At 37.8% G+C, this 15,994-nt stretch carries 17 protein-coding genes; 16 read left to right on the top strand and 1 reads right to left on the bottom strand.

Features of this window, described 5'->3' with window-relative positions; genetic code table 11:
- The first annotated feature begins 153 nt into the window (after window positions 1-153).
- The 6 genes from sleB (at window position 154) to rpsA (ending at window position 5,741) form a co-directional block, all read left to right on the top strand.
- Window positions 154-1,005 (top strand): spore cortex-lytic enzyme, encoded by an 852-nt coding sequence (gene sleB, locus AC625_RS14830; protein ID WP_245645103.1) that lies wholly within the window; start codon window positions 154-156, stop codon window positions 1,003-1,005.
- 13 nt (window positions 1,006-1,018) lie between these two features.
- Window positions 1,019-2,371: a germination protein YpeB gene (ypeB, locus tag AC625_RS14825; protein WP_049681975.1), complete on the top strand. Its 1,353-nt coding sequence runs from the start codon at window positions 1,019-1,021 to the stop codon at window positions 2,369-2,371.
- Between the two features lie 273 nt (window positions 2,372-2,644).
- Complete coding sequence (locus AC625_RS14820; RefSeq protein WP_180320107.1) at window positions 2,645-2,893, top strand: YpfB family protein; 249 nt, start codon at window positions 2,645-2,647, stop codon at window positions 2,891-2,893.
- A 267-nt stretch (window positions 2,894-3,160) separates the two neighbouring features.
- Window positions 3,161-3,835 carry a (d)CMP kinase gene (gene cmk / locus AC625_RS14815; protein WP_049681973.1) on the top strand — a complete coding sequence of 225 codons (675 nt, stop codon included), beginning with the start codon at window positions 3,161-3,163 and terminating at the stop codon, window positions 3,833-3,835.
- A 2-nt stretch (window positions 3,836-3,837) separates the two neighbouring features.
- Entirely contained in the window at window positions 3,838-4,419 is a 582-nt protein-coding gene (locus AC625_RS14810; protein WP_049683759.1) for a lysophospholipid acyltransferase family protein, read from the top strand.
- A 185-nt stretch (window positions 4,420-4,604) separates the two neighbouring features.
- Entirely contained in the window at window positions 4,605-5,741 is a 1,137-nt protein-coding gene (gene rpsA, locus AC625_RS14805) for a 30S ribosomal protein S1 (RefSeq protein ID WP_049681972.1), read from the top strand.
- A gap of 154 nt (window positions 5,742-5,895) precedes the next feature.
- On the opposite strand, the gene AC625_RS25960 is transcribed toward rpsA, so the two are convergent.
- A complete protein-coding gene (locus tag AC625_RS25960) occupies window positions 5,896-6,030 on the bottom strand; it encodes a YpzI family protein (RefSeq protein WP_082191124.1) in 135 nt (44 codons plus the stop codon).
- Between the two features lie 141 nt (window positions 6,031-6,171).
- On the opposite strand from AC625_RS25960, the gene AC625_RS14800 reads away from it, so the two are divergent.
- From AC625_RS14800 to AC625_RS14755, 10 genes are all read left to right on the top strand, one after another.
- A complete protein-coding gene (locus AC625_RS14800; protein WP_049681971.1) occupies window positions 6,172-6,780 on the top strand; it encodes a YphA family membrane protein in 609 nt (202 codons plus the stop codon).
- 517 nt (window positions 6,781-7,297) lie between these two features.
- Entirely contained in the window at window positions 7,298-8,608 is a 1,311-nt protein-coding gene (der, locus tag AC625_RS14795; RefSeq protein ID WP_049681970.1) for a ribosome biogenesis GTPase Der, read from the top strand.
- 16 nt (window positions 8,609-8,624) lie between these two features.
- A complete protein-coding gene (locus tag AC625_RS14790; RefSeq protein ID WP_049681969.1) occupies window positions 8,625-9,677 on the top strand; it encodes an NAD(P)H-dependent glycerol-3-phosphate dehydrogenase in 1,053 nt (350 codons plus the stop codon).
- A 384-nt stretch (window positions 9,678-10,061) separates the two neighbouring features.
- Window positions 10,062-10,259: a DUF2768 domain-containing protein gene (locus AC625_RS14785; protein ID WP_049681968.1), complete on the top strand. Its 198-nt coding sequence runs from the start codon at window positions 10,062-10,064 to the stop codon at window positions 10,257-10,259.
- Window positions 10,260-10,272: 13 nt separating this feature from the next.
- A complete protein-coding gene (locus tag AC625_RS14780; RefSeq protein ID WP_049681967.1) occupies window positions 10,273-10,992 on the top strand; it encodes a hypothetical protein in 720 nt (239 codons plus the stop codon).
- Window positions 10,993-11,191: 199 nt separating this feature from the next.
- Window positions 11,192-12,670 (top strand): stage IV sporulation protein A, encoded by a 1,479-nt coding sequence (gene spoIVA / locus AC625_RS14775; RefSeq protein WP_049681966.1) that lies wholly within the window; start codon window positions 11,192-11,194, stop codon window positions 12,668-12,670.
- Between the two features lie 873 nt (window positions 12,671-13,543).
- Entirely contained in the window at window positions 13,544-13,816 is a 273-nt protein-coding gene (locus AC625_RS14770; protein WP_028391560.1) for an HU family DNA-binding protein, read from the top strand.
- Between the two features lie 287 nt (window positions 13,817-14,103).
- On the top strand, window positions 14,104-14,670 hold the full coding sequence (gene folE / locus AC625_RS14765) for a GTP cyclohydrolase I FolE (protein WP_049681965.1): 567 nt from the start codon (window positions 14,104-14,106) through the stop codon (window positions 14,668-14,670).
- A gap of 20 nt (window positions 14,671-14,690) precedes the next feature.
- The gene (mtrB, locus tag AC625_RS14760; protein WP_049681964.1) at window positions 14,691-14,924 is read left to right on the top strand and encodes a trp RNA-binding attenuation protein MtrB; all 234 of its coding nucleotides are present in this window, start codon (window positions 14,691-14,693) and stop codon (window positions 14,922-14,924) included.
- Window positions 14,925-15,161: 237 nt separating this feature from the next.
- Window positions 15,162-15,992, top strand: coding sequence for a heptaprenyl diphosphate synthase component 1 (locus AC625_RS14755; protein ID WP_049681963.1), 831 nt, complete (start codon window positions 15,162-15,164; stop codon window positions 15,990-15,992).
- The last annotated feature ends 2 nt before the right edge of the window (window positions 15,993-15,994 follow it).

The following is a 15,994-nucleotide window of genomic DNA, read 5'->3' as shown; positions in this document are numbered from 1 at the left end:
TAATTTAAAACTGAGAAAAGAGGGAGACCATTTGGTTTTCCTCTTTTTTCTATTAAGATTTTTCTACTTATCATGGAATAAAAACGGCGCTTAAGAAGAAAATAGGTATACATTACATCATGAGAAAAAGAGGGTGTGTAGTTGATGAAAGGAATTTCGTCAAAATGGAAAGGTGTAATAGCGACAGGCTTAGCTGTTTGCTGCATAACATTTTCCGACTTCCATACTGAGGCCTTTACGAGCCAAGTTATTCAAAAAGGTGCGGTCGGAGACGATGTCATTGAGCTTCAGGCACGTTTGCAAAATATCGGCTATTATCATGGTAAAATCGACGGGGTGTATGGGTGGGGGACGTATTGGGCTTTGCGAAACTTTCAACAAAAATTTGGGCTACCTATTGATGGTTTAGCTGGTTTTGCAACGAAAAAAAAGCTTGCAGATGCATCGAATTTTAATGCGAAATTTGTCCATGAACAAATTCAAAAAGGCAACGAGTTTACGTATTATGGTGGCGTAGATATTGAAAAGCAAATTAAGCCAAATACAAATAAGAAGAATACGAATACGGCGGGGAAAACGAATACTAGTACGAAACAAGCTACCAAAAGCAATCAAAAAACAAATACCGCATCGAATCTCCCAGCTGGGTATTCACAGAATGATATCCAATTATTAGCGAATGCAGTGTACGGTGAATCTAGAGGTGAACCTTATATAGGACAGGTTGCAGTTGCTGCTGTAATCTTAAATCGTCTGGATAGTCCTTCGTTTCCAAATACGATATCTGGGGTTATTTTTGAGCCTGGAGCGTTTACGGCTGTAGCGGATGGCCAAATCTGGCTGACTCCCAATGAGAGAGCAAAAGAAGCAGTAATTGACGCAATCAATGGCTGGGACCCAAGTGGAAATGCGGAGTATTACTTTAACCCAGCAACAGCAACAAGTAAATGGATTTGGACAAGACCGCAAATTAAACAAATCGGCAAACATATTTTCTGTCATTGAGAGGTGAAACGAATTGATTAGAAACGTAGTGATCGGTGTATTAGTATTAGCTGTAGCGGGTTCTGGCTTTTGGGGCTACCAAGAACATAAGGAAAAAAACGCAATCTTGATTAATGCTGAAAATACGTATCAACGTGCATTTCATGATTTATCGTATCAGGTAGATATTTTGCAAGATAAGATTGGTAATACATTAGCGATGAATTCTCGGACATCTCTTAGTCCAGCCCTTACGGATGTTTGGAGAATTACATCCGAAGCACAAAATGATGTAGGTCAGCTTCCATTGACATTACTTCCGTTTAATAAAACAGAAGAGTTCTTGTCAAATATCGGTGATTTTAGCTATCAAACAGCTGTAAGAGATTTGGAAAAAGAACCGCTTAATGATAAGGAATATGCTAGACTTGAATCTCTTTACGGACAAGCTGGAGAAATTCAGAAGGAATTAAGAAAGGTCCAATATCTTGTAATAAAGAATAATCTTCGTTGGATGGACGTTGAAATGGCGTTAGCATCAGGGAAAGAGAATACAGACAACACGATTATTGATGGGTTTGAAACGGTTGAAAAAACAGTGTCAGGTTACTCGGAATCTCAATCAGGGGACCCTACATTTACAAGTGCGAAGCAAGAAAATAAAAACTTTCAAAACATAAAAGGGGAAGTCATTTCGAAAGAAGAAGCAATTAAAAAAGCTAAGAAATATGCAAAAATGACAGAACCGATCGAGGTGAAAATTGAGGAAAATGGAAAAGGGTCGAAATACGGATTTTATAGTATAAGTCTCGTTGAAACAAAGACGAATAACGAAGTAGATATGGACTTAACTAAAAAAGGAGGCTACCCAGTTTGGTATATTAACAATCGTGACATTCAGAACAGTAAATTGGATTTAAGTACAGCCAGTCAAAAAGCGGTTCAATTTCTAAAAGAAAATGATTTTGAATCATTGGATCTGTTTGAAAGTGCTCAATATGATCATGTAGGATTATTTAATTTCGTTACTTTACAGGATGGTGTAAGAATCTATCCAGATTCGGTGAAAATTAAAATTGCACTTGATGATGGATCGGTGCTTGGCTTTTCAGCTGATGACTTCTTTCAATCACATAAAAAACGTGATATTCCTAAAGCTACACTAACTGCTGAAGAAGCAAAAACAAAAATTAATCAGAAAGTAACTATTATGGAGGAAAGAAAAGCGTTAATTATTAACGATCTTGATCAAGAAGTTCTTTGCTATGAATTTTTAGGAACCATTAATCAGGATACGTATCGGATTTTTATCAATGCCAATTCGGGCAGAGAAGAAAAAGTGGAAAAATTAAAAAATGCTGAGCCGGTTTACGAAAATTTATTATAAGAAATGATTATGTAAAAAAAAGAAGTCCCAACGGCAAGACCAATGGGATAGAGGGTCTGGGTGTGTGTAGTCCACCGATGTGACAGCACCGTTGCTCGTTAATCGTTCCGGTTCACGTAGAACTTTTAGGTGAGCACATCGATACGACAGAAACCCCTTCCTCAAAAATGCGTTAGCATTTTAGATGGGGGAGAATGCATGACTGAAGAAATGCATAAAGCAATGGCAGTAGAGATTGAGGATAGCGGATTATAATTTAAAGAGTTTGAATGAATGACATATCATTACTCCATACTGTTAGAAAGACTTGATCGCAGATGGAGGGGTAGAACAAACTTGGAAATGGTAGAACGATTTATTATTAAATTGATTTGGATTCAATTGATTTTCTTACTTGCCTTTCAACTTTTTTTGAATCGTGAAGATACTTTTGTTCAATTTAAAAAACTTGCTCGGTATGAAGGGGTCAATAGCAATAATTATACGAAAGTCATTGAAACATTCGATGATTTGAAAGACTAAAAGAAAGCGAATTTTTTTCGCTTTTTTTTGTTGAAATAACCTTTGAGGATTAAAAAGGTCATTTAGTTCTTGACGTACGGAACCGTTATTTTATATGAATGAGCTAAAAACGATTTAACAACAATAACGTAGCCTAGTTTTTATGGTTCTTCACTTGGGAATATGAATTCTATTTGTTAGGCAAAAGTATTTCTGTTTCCTTAAGTGAATGTGATAAAATAAACAGGATAAGATACTACAGCATTAGATAGGATTTTAGGAGGATTTATGATAAAGAAAATATCTGTTGCCATTGATGGACCTGCAGCAGCGGGGAAGAGTACCGTGGCAAAAATAGTGGCAGAAAAATTTAATTATATTTACGTGGATACAGGAGCCATGTATCGCGCATTAACATACAAAGCTTATAGTGAAAGCATCAATCCTGCAAATGAGCTAGAACTTTTTTCATTGCTGACACAAACGGAAATTGAGTTAAAGCCAAGTGAACATGGACAGCTTGTGTTTCTTGATGGTGAAAACGTCACTGCACAAATTAGGAATAACGAAGTGACAGCTGCAGTATCTGAAGTATCTAAGCATCGTTCGATTCGAGAAGAAATGGTTCGCAGACAGCAACAGCTAGCAAAAGGCGGCGGGGTTGTCATGGATGGGCGCGATATCGGTACACATGTACTTCCGGATGCAAAAGTAAAAGTGTTCTTAATTGCTTCCGTAGAAGAACGTGCACACCGTAGATACCAGGAAAATTCACAAAAAGGATTTTCAGCAGATATAGAGAAATTAAAAGAAGAGATTGCTTTACGCGATAAGCTGGATTCGGAACGAGAAGTATCCCCATTGAGAAAGGCGAAAGATGCCTTGGAACTAGATACTACCTCTATGTCGATCGAAGAGGTAGCAAAAACAATCATTTCGCTCATAGAAGAAAGGATAAGATGAATTTGAATTTTTACACATTTGCCAAAAACGCTGTAAAAATTGTTCTATTGCCATTCTATAGGGCTAAAGCGATAGGAAAGGAAAATATCCCAGGAGAGGGGGGAGTACTAATCTGTTCCAACCATATTAACAACTTAGATCCGCCAATGGTTGGAATTGCATCGAAAAGAGATATTCACTTTATGGCTAAAGAAGAATTGTTTCAGATTCCTATTTTGAAGGGGATATTACCTAAAGTTCATGCATTTCCAGTAAAACGTGGATTAAGTGACAGGGAGGCATTGCGAAAAGGCCTAGCGGTACTTAAAGATGGGCAAGTATTAGGGCTTTTCCCAGAAGGAACACGAAGTAAGGATGGTCAATTAGGTGAGGGATTAGCCGGAGCAGGCTTTTTCGCTCTCCGATCAAAAGCAGCGGTCCTCCCATGTGCCGTTATCGGCCCTTATAAAGCGTTTAGACCTGTAAAGATTGTCTTTGGACAACCGATGGATTTTGAAAGATTGCGTGAAGAGAAAGTTTCAGCAGACGTCGCAACGAAGGCTATCATGGATGAAATTCAAACATTGATTAATGAGCATAAATAATTCATCTTGCTTGACAATTTATCGTTTTTATTAGAGTTTATATAAATGGGGGATTAATTCCGAATTATGAATTAATATAAAATCTTTATTCGCTCTTAGACAGGCCAGCTAACTTATTCTTAGATCAGGAAAAAGCCTGGAATAGAAATTCTGCAGTGCAGTCATGGGTTAAGGAGGAGTTCGTAATGACAGAAGACATGAACCAAATTGAAGTAAACAATTATGTAGTGGGAGACAAGGTGAATGCAACGGTATCCAAGGTAGAGGAAAAGCAAGTCATTGTAGCTGTGGAAAACGCGAAAGCCGATGGAATTATCCCTATAAGTGAATTATCAAGCCTGCACATCGAAAAAGCATCTGACGCAGTGGCTGAAGGCGATGTACTTGAGCTTGAAGTAATTAAGGTGGAAGAAGAAGCTCTTATTCTATCAAAAAGAAAAATGGATGCTTTACAAGCTTGGGATAAACTTGAACAGATGTTCGAGACACAGGAAGTATTTGAAGCGGAAGTTCGGGACGTCGTGAAGGGCGGTCTTGTCGTCGATATGGGAGTAAGGGGATTTGTACCAGCATCTCTCGTTGAAGACTATTTTGTAGAAGATTTCTCAGATTATAAAAACAAATCATTAACATTTAAAATTGTTGAGCTGGACAAAGAGAAAAATCGTTTAATTCTATCACATCGAGCTGTCGTTCAAGATGAAAAGAAAAAACAAAAATCTAACATACTTGATAAAATCGAAAGCGGGCAAGTGATTGAAGGAATCGTTCAAAGACTGACAGATTTCGGAGCTTTCGTAGATATCGGCGGTGTAGACGGTCTTGTTCATATTTCCCAGCTTTCTCATGAACATGTTGAAAAAGCATCTGATGTCGTGTCAGAAGGCGATCAGGTAAAAGTGAAAATTCTTTCCATTGATCGTGATAATGAAAGAATCTCTTTATCCATTAAAGAAACACTTCCTGGACCTTGGGAAGGTATTGCTGAAAAAGCTTCAAAAGGATCGGTGCTGGAAGGGACAGTTAAGCGTCTCGTTTCATTTGGAGCGTTTGTTGAAATTTTCCCTGGTGTAGAAGGTCTCGTGCATATTTCGCAAATTGCACATAAACACATCGGCACGCCGCACGAAGTTTTGCAGGAAGGTCAAACGGTTACGGTGAAGGTGCTTGAGGTGAATGAAGTAGATCAACGGCTATCCTTAAGTATTAAAGATTTGCAGGAGCAAGACTCTTCACATTATGAGGAGTATGAATTACCTGAAGAGTCAAAAGGGTTTCAATTAGGTGAAATTCTTGGAGATGCATTTAAAAAATTAAAATAAAAATAAGCCTGTCATATACTGAATGAGTCAGACCTCATACCTACTATATTCGTTTATCCAATCTAATAAACGGTGTATAGAGTGTGAGGTCAGACTCATTTTTTTTAGAATAGATTCGTTCCTTTAAAAAAATAAGTAATTTTCAATTAAATTTTTACAGTTTATTTCTTCTTCTCGCCTCTTCAGGCCCTTCCAATTTTGTTGCACCAGAATATTTAAGAGACTGATCACGGTCTGATTCCACCCTGTTGCTCATCTTTAATTTTTTCTCTTGTCGATCTTTTCCCATTATTAACACCTCCTCCTTTTAACCTAACTAAAGGCCTCTTTATTTATTCACAGAATCCATATGAATTATGAAAAACAAGTTATGCCAAGGTTTAACCTCTGATTAAAGCAGACATACTGTTTTATAAGAGGGGTGTTGAAAATGGAAGGGTTACTTTTTTATTGGATTGCTTGGATTACGTGGGTCATTGTCATGTTCTTTTTTTCAAAGGCACAGGTTTATCGTTTTCCATTATTAGTTCACCTATTAGCTGTAATGGGAATCGCTGGATATATTATTCATATCGGAAGGTATTCATTTGGGTTCGCTGGAATTTATTTATTATTTGTCGTTCTCATCTATCATCGTAGACTTTCGTTGTATCAGTTTGCCTATTTCATGCTTTCTTGTTCGATAATTGCATTAAGTTATGCTTCTTTTCAGTTATTTACACTGCTCGATCCGCTTTGGGTCTTTGTTAATCCTACATGGTTAGCTGCGCTTGTGCTTCATTTTTTAACATTATTTTTATACAAAGGCTGGAAACAGCGAATAAGTAGCATCCTTGTCGGCATGATTTTGGGTGATGGGATTTATATGATTACTATGGTACATAATTCACTTCCCTATACCGCGATATCTTACATATTGCTTGATATGATGACCATTTCAGTCAGTGCAAGTCTTTTTTGGTCAGGTCTCGAATGGTTAAGTGTTTTTGCAATGAACTATATGCAAAATAAATTTCAGACAGGACAAAAACAATTGTAGAGGTTGTTCAAAATGACTGTTGAATGGCAAAGAAGTGCAGGTAACAAATGTACTAAAATCAGCTGCTACTATACGGAAACTAGGATTTTTTCTAGTGTTTGCCTGATCCTTATCGTGTAACTACCTCCATTGATTCGCTTCCATATGAACTAGAAGCATACTCATTTCCATAGTACCCCTTAGGCTTGCTAATAGATGTTCATTGGTATAGATTATTGTAGCTTTGGAATGGTTGCAGTTATTCTATATTGTTGATTGTTGAAAAATTTGATACTATATGATAGTTAGTGAAGGCTTCTGAAAAGCTTTGCAGATAACGAATGAAGAACAATTAGAGCGTATGCCCAAAGATTGTCTTCTTTAAGGAACCTGTCAATATTTTATGAAAGTTTGTGGACTCTTTTCATTAAAATATATTTGATTATCTAAAAAAGGCAGGGTTTAATACGATAATGGAATGCATTCATGAATGTAATGATGGAAGCGATACATGTAAAAAGAGAGGATGACAAACAGCATGCCAAAACCGGTAGTTGCCATAGTTGGCCGCCCGAACGTTGGGAAATCAACCATCTTCAATCGAATTGTCGGAGAGAGAGTTTCGATTGTAGAAGATGTACCTGGTGTTACGAGAGATAGAATATATAGTTCAGGCGAATGGCTGACATATGATTTTAATATTATTGATACAGGTGGAATTGATATCGGAGATGAGCCATTCCTTGAACAAATCCGCCAACAAGCTGAAATCGCTATTGATGAAGCGGATGTCATTATTTTTATGACAAATGGACGTGAAGGAGTTACTTCTGCTGATGAGGAAGTAGCGAAAATCCTTTATAAATCAAAAAAACCTGTTGTTTTAGCAGTGAACAAAGTGGACAATCCTGAAATGAGAAATCAAATTTATGATTTTTACTCGCTTGGTTTTGGGGAGCCGTATCCGATCTCTGGATCACACGGTTTAGGACTTGGTGATTTGCTAGATGAAGTTGCTAAACATTTCCCAGAATTCGATGGCAGTGATTATGATGAAGGTGTCATTAAGTTCAGCTTGATTGGACGTCCAAATGTCGGCAAATCATCACTTGTAAACGCCCTATTAGGTGAGGATCGAGTGATTGTCAGCGATATTGAAGGAACAACAAGGGATGCAATTGATTCCCCTTATAAATTTGATGGCAAAGAATATGTCATCATTGATACGGCAGGTATGCGGAAAAAAGGGAAAGTATATGAAAGTACAGAGAAGTATAGTGTACTAAGAGCTTTACGAGCGATTGAACGTTCTGATGTAGTTCTTGTAGTCTTAAACGCGGAAGAAGGAATTCGTGAGCAGGATAAGAAAATCGCTGGATATGCTCATGAAGCAGGTCGTGGAATCATCATTGTTGTCAATAAATGGGATGCGATTGAAAAAGATGAAAAAACAATGAAGGAATTCGAAGAAAGTATCCGGGCTCATTTTTTATTCATGGACTATGCACCAATCGTTTATCTATCTGCATTGACGAAAAAACGGATTCATACGGTCATGCCAATCATTGATCAAGTCAGTGAAAGTCATGCATTAAGAGTTCAAACGAATACTTTAAATGAAGTATTAATGGATGCGATTGCTATGAATCCAACACCAACACATAATGGTACTCGTTTGAAAGTGTATTATACAACTCAGGTTGCAGTTAAACCGCCAACATTCATAGTTTTTGTAAATGATCCAGAGCTCCTTCATTTTTCATATCAAAGATTTTTAGAAAATCGAATTCGAGATGCCTTTGGCTTCGAAGGAAGTCCTATCAGGATGTTCGGTCGCCAAAGAAAATAACGGAGGCGGTGTAAGCATGTCAGAAATTAAACAAAAAATCGCAGTGATTGGCGCAGGGAGCTGGGGGACAGCTCTTGCCATGGTTTTAGCCGACAATCAGCACCAAGTCCGTCTATGGGGTCATAATGAAGTGCAAATCACTGAAATTAATACACATCACACAAACTCAAAGTATTTGCCTAATATTGAACTACCTACGAATATTGTTGGATACCATTCACTTGAACAAGCAGTGGAAGATATTGAGACGATTATCATGGCGATACCAACAAAGGCTATCAGAGACGTGCTGAAAGATATTGTTCCATTAGTAAAACGTCCTATGACCATTGTTCATGTATCCAAAGGTATCGAGCCAGATTCACTTTTGCGCATATCGGAGATGATTGAAGAAGAGGTTCCGGCATCAAAGCTTCAAGCGGTAGTCGTATTATCAGGGCCAAGTCATGCTGAGGAAGTCAGTTTGCGTCAGCCGACGATCGTAACGGTTTCATCAAAAAACATGAAAGCTGCTGAGAAAATTCAGGATTTATTTATGAATCAAAACTTTCGTGTCTATACAAATCCAGACATAGTGGGTGTTGAAATTGGCGGTGCGTTGAAAAACATCATCGCATTGGCTGCGGGTATCACGAATGGCTTAGGGTATGGCGACAATGCGAAAGCAGCGTTAATCACACGGGGACTTGCTGAAATATCAAGGCTAGGAACCGCGATGGGAGCGAATCCTCTGACGTTTTCCGGAATCACTGGGATTGGTGATTTAATCGTTACTTGTACAAGTATTCATTCTAGAAATTGGCGTGCGGGTAATATGCTTGGAAAAGGAAATAACCTTGAAGAAGTACTTGCGAATATGGGCATGGTTGTAGAGGGTGTACGAACAACGAAAGCTGCCTATCAACTGGCCCAAAAGATCGGAGTCGATATGCCTATCACGAATGCATTATATGATGTTTTGTTTAATGAACAGAACGTGAAAGATTCGGTCGATTCATTGATGACGCGAGTGAAAAGAAACGAAATTGAAGATTTGTTTAATGCTTGGGGCGAAAAACAAGAACTGTAACATAAATATTTATCCTAAAATAGGCGATAGACGGTTCGAGTATGTGCACACCTGCATACAATGCTACGACAGTAAACTAGCAATATGGCTTGGTATTAGGTGGATTTAGTCAAATGGCGGAAGATAAGGGATTTCTTTATCTTCTGTCTTTTTTTATAATTGACTATGTTAACGAATAAAGTTGATAAAACAAATAGGCCTAGAGCTAGAATGAGTCAAAAGTCAATATCGCAAAATCATATAACCAATTATTTATAACAATTTGAAGGTACGTTTTGCCTGAGGATCTTATCCTTTTTCAAATATTTCTACAGGAATCGATAATTCTCTCCCATTACTGGAAATTCATATGATATAATGATTCGGAAAAAGGAGAGGATTTTAATGACACCAGCACTGCAGAAAATGTGGATTTCGTTTGTTGCCATGGGATTTATGGCAATCTCCATATTTTCTATTTATTTTAGCCGTTATAAATTAAAAGGAATATGGCGTACGTTAACCGCAATAATTGCATACATATTAATGATTTTGGCCGGTCTGATTATTTTTGTAATAGTTGTCAGCGGGCCAACGAATTAAAGAGGATACCGACATGAAATCGATAAAAAAGTTCTTAAGTATTTGTACAATTCCCCTCCTATTATCAGGATGTTTATATCCAGCTGAAAAAAAAGTGGAGAATCGAAACCCTTATAAAGAGCAAATTCAGTCTGTGCAAAGCGCAGTCGATCAATTTCAAAGTGATCAAGAGGTTTTGCCGATTTTAACGAAAGAGAATGATACGCCTATTTATCAGAAATACGTAATTGACTTTAAGAAAATAGCGCCAAGGTATATGGCTGAAGCTCCAGGAAACTCCTACGAGGCGGGAGGAGTGTTTCAATACGTACTAGTCGATGTTGAGGATAATCCAACTGTGAAATTGATTGATGTTCGTATGGCCCAGCAAATCCAAGAATTGGTGATAAGGATTACTCTTTATCGTCAAAGTAATGGATACCCGCCATTCGGTGAGAGAATTTCCGACTATGTGTATGCGTTGAATTATAAGAAGTTAGGCATGAAGGAAGCGCCAACAGTGACAAGTCCATACAGTCAGAAACCACTCCAAATTGTTATCAATACAAATGGTGAGCTGTTTGTCGATTATACGCCCGATTTATACGACGCCTTACAAGCCCATCAAGAAAATTACAAGCCTGGAGAAGATATTCGCAATCTCCTAGTGGAAAATAGCGAGTTTGTTCCTGCATTTTCATTACCATACACCTATGATGCTGAATCAAAGGTTCCAATTTTCTTGACAAAATAGTCATAACCCTTTCCCTGCAAAATATACTGTAGGGGAAGGGTTATTTTATTTTCTTCTACTATCCACAAACATAAATGCCTGCCTTTATAGAGTAAAAAAACAGGTATATTTTTTTAGGACAACATCATACATTTATATTGTCCTAGAAATAAAAACGGATGAAGTTTATCCCGAAGACTTCAATTCAGGAGGGGATACCTTGGAAAAGGTAAACATTTTTAAAGATATTGCTGAGCGTACCGGCGGAGACATTTATTTAGGTGTCGTCGGTGCAGTAAGGACAGGAAAGTCTACATTTATTAAGAAGTTCATGGAACTTGTGGTCATCCCGAATCTCGGAACTGAATCAGATCGGGTACGAGCGCAGGATGAACTTCCACAAAGCGCAGCAGGAAAAACGATTATGACGACAGAACCGAAATTTGTTCCGAATCAAGCTGCTTCCATTCATGTTGCAGAAGGTCTTGATGTGAATATCCGTCTAGTCGATTGTGTCGGCTATACTGTACCAGGGGCAAAAGGCTATGAAGATGAAAATGGTCCCCGAATGATTCACACACCTTGGTACGAAGAACCGATTCCGTTCCATGAAGCGGCTGAAATCGGAACGCGAAAAGTAATTCAAGACCATTCCACTTTAGGCGTGGTCGTTACAACAGATGGTTCCATTGGAGAAATTCCCCGCAGTGATTATGTTGAAGCAGAAGAACGAGTAATTGAAGAGTTGAAAGAAGTAGGTAAACCTTTTATCATGATTATAAATTCTGTACAGCCGCATCATCCTGATACTGCAATTTTAAAGGAAAATCTACAAGAAAAATATGATATTCCTGTATTGACGATGAGTGTAGAAGGAATGCGGGAATCTGATGTACTAAGCGTTCTACGTGAAGCGTTATACGAATTTCCAGTGCTTGAGGTAAATGTGAATTTACCGAGCTGGGTCATGGTTTTAAAAGAAAACCATTGGTTAAGAGAGAGTTATCAAGATGCGGTAAGAGAAACGGTCAAAGATATTAAAAGGCTTCGGGATGTGGATCGGGTCGTCGGTCACTTTAATGATTTCGAATTTATTGATCGCGCAAGTCTTGCAGGAATCGAAATGGGTCAGGGTGTAGCAGAAATTGATTTATACGCACCTGACGCATTATATGATGATATTCTGAAAGAAATTGTAGGCGTTGAAATCCGCGGGAAAGATCATCTACTCGCGCTGATGCAAGATTTTGCTCATGCTAAAGCTGAATATGATCAAGTATCTGATGCGTTAAAAATGGTAAAGCAAACGGGGTACGGAGTAGCGGCACCTTCATTGCATGATATGAGCATAGATGAGCCGGAAATAATCCGACAAGGGTCACGATTTGGCGTACGCCTAAAGGCGGTAGCCCCATCCATTCATATGATAAAAGTGGATGTAGAGTCCGAATTTGCGCCAATCATTGGCACAGAAAAACAAAGTGAAGAACTGGTCCGCTATTTAATGCAGGATTTCGAGGACAACCCGATGTCAATTTGGAATTCGGAGATATTTGGTAGAAACTTAAGTTCTATTGTACGAGAAGGAATACAAGCTAAACTATCGTTAATGCCTGAGAATGCAAGGTATAAACTGAAGGAAACGTTAGAACGAATCATCAATGAAGGCTCTGGAGGTCTCATTGCGATTATTTTATAAAATGGAAAAGGTCATTCCTAGAGAATGGCCTTTTTGGAATTTGAAAACGTCTGATTAGGATAGTTGGCATCTTCGTGTACAGGAAAAGGGGCATTTGAGTTATACTCCCTTAAAGAGGTTGCTCAAAAAGTCCGATAAAAAAGCTTGCGAATTGCTTCAAAGCTCATGAATGACCTTCTGTTAAGATCGCGCACGTCCTGTCCTCACGTAATACTGGATACGCGCAGGTCTAGAGACGATAGTTCCTCGAACTTCCCGGCTCTTTTTATCCTCCTTTTTGAATACTACCTAAAAGTATGATTAAATCAAGTGATTTTGTGTCGTGAACTTCAATCAAATCCGTTTATTAGTCTGTTTATCCATTTAACTTGTTTTTGATTATCACATAAAGTGATGTAGGATGATTGTATCTACTTACTTGTAAATAAACTACATATTCATTTTTATCCTTAATATTTGCATATTTATTGAGGTTGGAGTAGAGTATGAAAAGTTAGTTCTAAAGTGAGCCTTACTCTTGCAACACATCTAGTGTTTATAAAGTGCATATAAGGGTAATGATGAATGGTATGAAGTCAAATTTATACTATATGCATTTTCTCATGAAAAGATTCCCATTATTTTATGAAATTCCTTGCTATCTGAATAGGAATTGTGATAATCTACATTAAGAAAACGCATTGTATAGCCATTCTTGCAGGTTTAGGGACCTTTTCTAAAACGTTCCGGTGAGCTGCAAATTCATCCGGAATTCCTTGAGGTATTTTTAATAAGAACATTGACACTGTGAATTTTTCAACTAGGTAACAAATCACTATTATAGTTTGTAATAATGATTTTTTATAAAGATCCTTTTGGGAGGAGGTGAATGGCATGAACAAAACGGAATTAATTAACGCAGTTGCTGAAACAGGTGAGCTTTCTAAGAAAGACGCTACGAAAGCTGTTGATGCTGTTTTTGATACAATCTTAGACGCTTTGAAAAGTGGAGATAAAGTACAACTAATCGGATTTGGTAACTTTGAAGTTCGTGAGAGAGCTGCTCGTAAAGGGCGTAACCCGCAAACTGGTGAAGAAATCGAAATCGCAGCAAGCAAAGTACCAGCTTTCAAACCTGGTAAAGCTCTTAAAGACGCTGTTAAGTAATTACATAACGGTATTTGAGCATAAAAGAGAGGATGTCCCATAAGTAAAGGGTCGGCCCTGCAACTACTATACAGTTTAAAGTAATGTGTAAGTAACACTATTAACTGTATGGTAAGTTCTGGATCAGACCCTTTGGGATATCCTCTTTTGCCTATTTTTTTACGAGTGTGTTACAATTGAAGAAGTTGTGCTTATCTTAAGTTAATCTTTTCACAAATTTTATAATTAAAAATAAAAAATAATGACCTACATAGAATGAATGTTACTAAATCTAGGGAGGTAAAGAAATGACAAAAGTGAACCATGCAAAAATTGAAGAAGCTGTAAGGATGATTTTAGAAGCGGTTGGTGAAGATCCTGAGCGAGAAGGATTGTTGGATACACCGAAACGTGTGGCAAGAATGTATGAAGAGATATTTGCGGGGTTAGAACAGGATCCAAAAGAGTATTTTGAAACAGTGTTTGGAGAAGACCATGAAGAGCTTGTATTAGTGAAGGATATCCCATTTTATTCAGTATGTGAGCACCATCTCGTCCCCTTTTACGGTAAGGCACACGTAGCTTATATCCCGAAGAACGGAAAAGTAACGGGTTTAAGTAAACTAGCTCGAGCAGTTGAAGCCATTTCAAAACGACCTCAGCTTCAAGAACGAATTACGTCTACAATTGCAAGTTCAATTATGGAGAAGTTGGAACCCCATGGAGTGATGGTTGTTGTGGAAGCGGAACATATGTGTATGACGATGCGCGGTGTGAAGAAACCTGGCGCCATGACAGTCACGTCAGCAGTAAGAGGTATTTTTGCTGAAAATCACAGCACAAGAGCAGAAGTTTTATCGTTTATTAAAAATTGATAGAATCGGGGGGGAATGGGATGGATGAGAAAACATTTAAAGATTATCTTGTGATAAAAGCAATGGAAGATAGCGTTAATGTAATTGGACTAACGAGAGGGTCAGATACGAAATTTCACCATTCTGAAAAGCTCGATGCAGGAGAAGTTATGATTGCGCAGTTTACTGAGCATACTTCCGCGATAAAGATCAGAGGCAATGCCAAGATTTATACCCCATACGGCGAAATCGAAAGCGAATCAAAAAGAGGGTAAACGAAAACAGCCTGTATACATATTTGCAAGTTTTAAAACAAATTCTGCTATTATATTATGAAATACCGATGTTAGAGTTTTTATTAAGTAATTTAATTTTACAAGTGTTGTTACAAAAATAAAGCATTCAAGGATAATTCCTATTATTTTTATGTTATACTAATATGTGCTTCTAACCCAATCTAAAGAAGGTATAGAGCGTCAATATTATCTTACGGGATACAAGGGTGATCTCAATTGTTAAACATAGACGATCTTTTGATTGAACTGAAAGAATCAACTGAATCAAAAGCTTATCATCCATACTTGCTTAAGTATCTTGATAAGCCCAATATAGATTATGATAAATTACTCTTGCTTTGGGGAATGTTTAATGAGCTGGATATTCCAAAGCAAGAACGAAATACGTATATTTTGGCTACCTTACTTGTTCAGAGCGCTTTAGATACACATGAATTAGTAACGAATACCAATGACAATGAGAATAGCAAAAGTGGCCGTTTGCTGAAGGATCGACAATTAACTGTGCTTGCAGGTGACTATTATAGTGGTCTCTATTACCAGTTATTGGCTAATTCGAATAATATCGAATTAATTAGCGTTTTATCGAATGCAATTAAGGATATAAATGAACATAAAATCATGCTTTATCAAAATACTATCACCAATGAAGTTGAATTAATTAGGAGTACGAAAGTAATTGAATCTTCTTTAATTGGTAAAGTGGCCGATTATTTAAACATGCCCTTTTGGAAAGAAATATCAGGCGCGTTACTTTTGTTAAAAAGGCTTCATTCAGAAAGGTTGAGCTATCTAAAGAACGGCGAATCCATCGTAGTTGCAGCCTTTGATTCAATAGCCGCTCGAAACCTCGATCGGCATACCTTTCATGAAGGGGAATCAAATCGGATACACGCAACCATTGATGAGCATATTTTACAAGCTCATAGGTCTGTAGAACATACAATCCGGAAGTTTGCTCCCCGAAATAAATGGGTCAACGAGAGAATTCATCGTATTTTGGAAGTAACAGCCGCCCATACAAATACATTTGTGGAAGAAGGGTGAAC

The sequence above is a fragment of the Peribacillus loiseleuriae genome, from assembly GCF_001183985.1.
GTDB classification, from domain to species: domain Bacteria; phylum Bacillota; class Bacilli; order Bacillales; family DSM-1321; genus Peribacillus; species Peribacillus loiseleuriae.
This window is presented reverse-complemented; position numbering and strand designations above follow the sequence as displayed.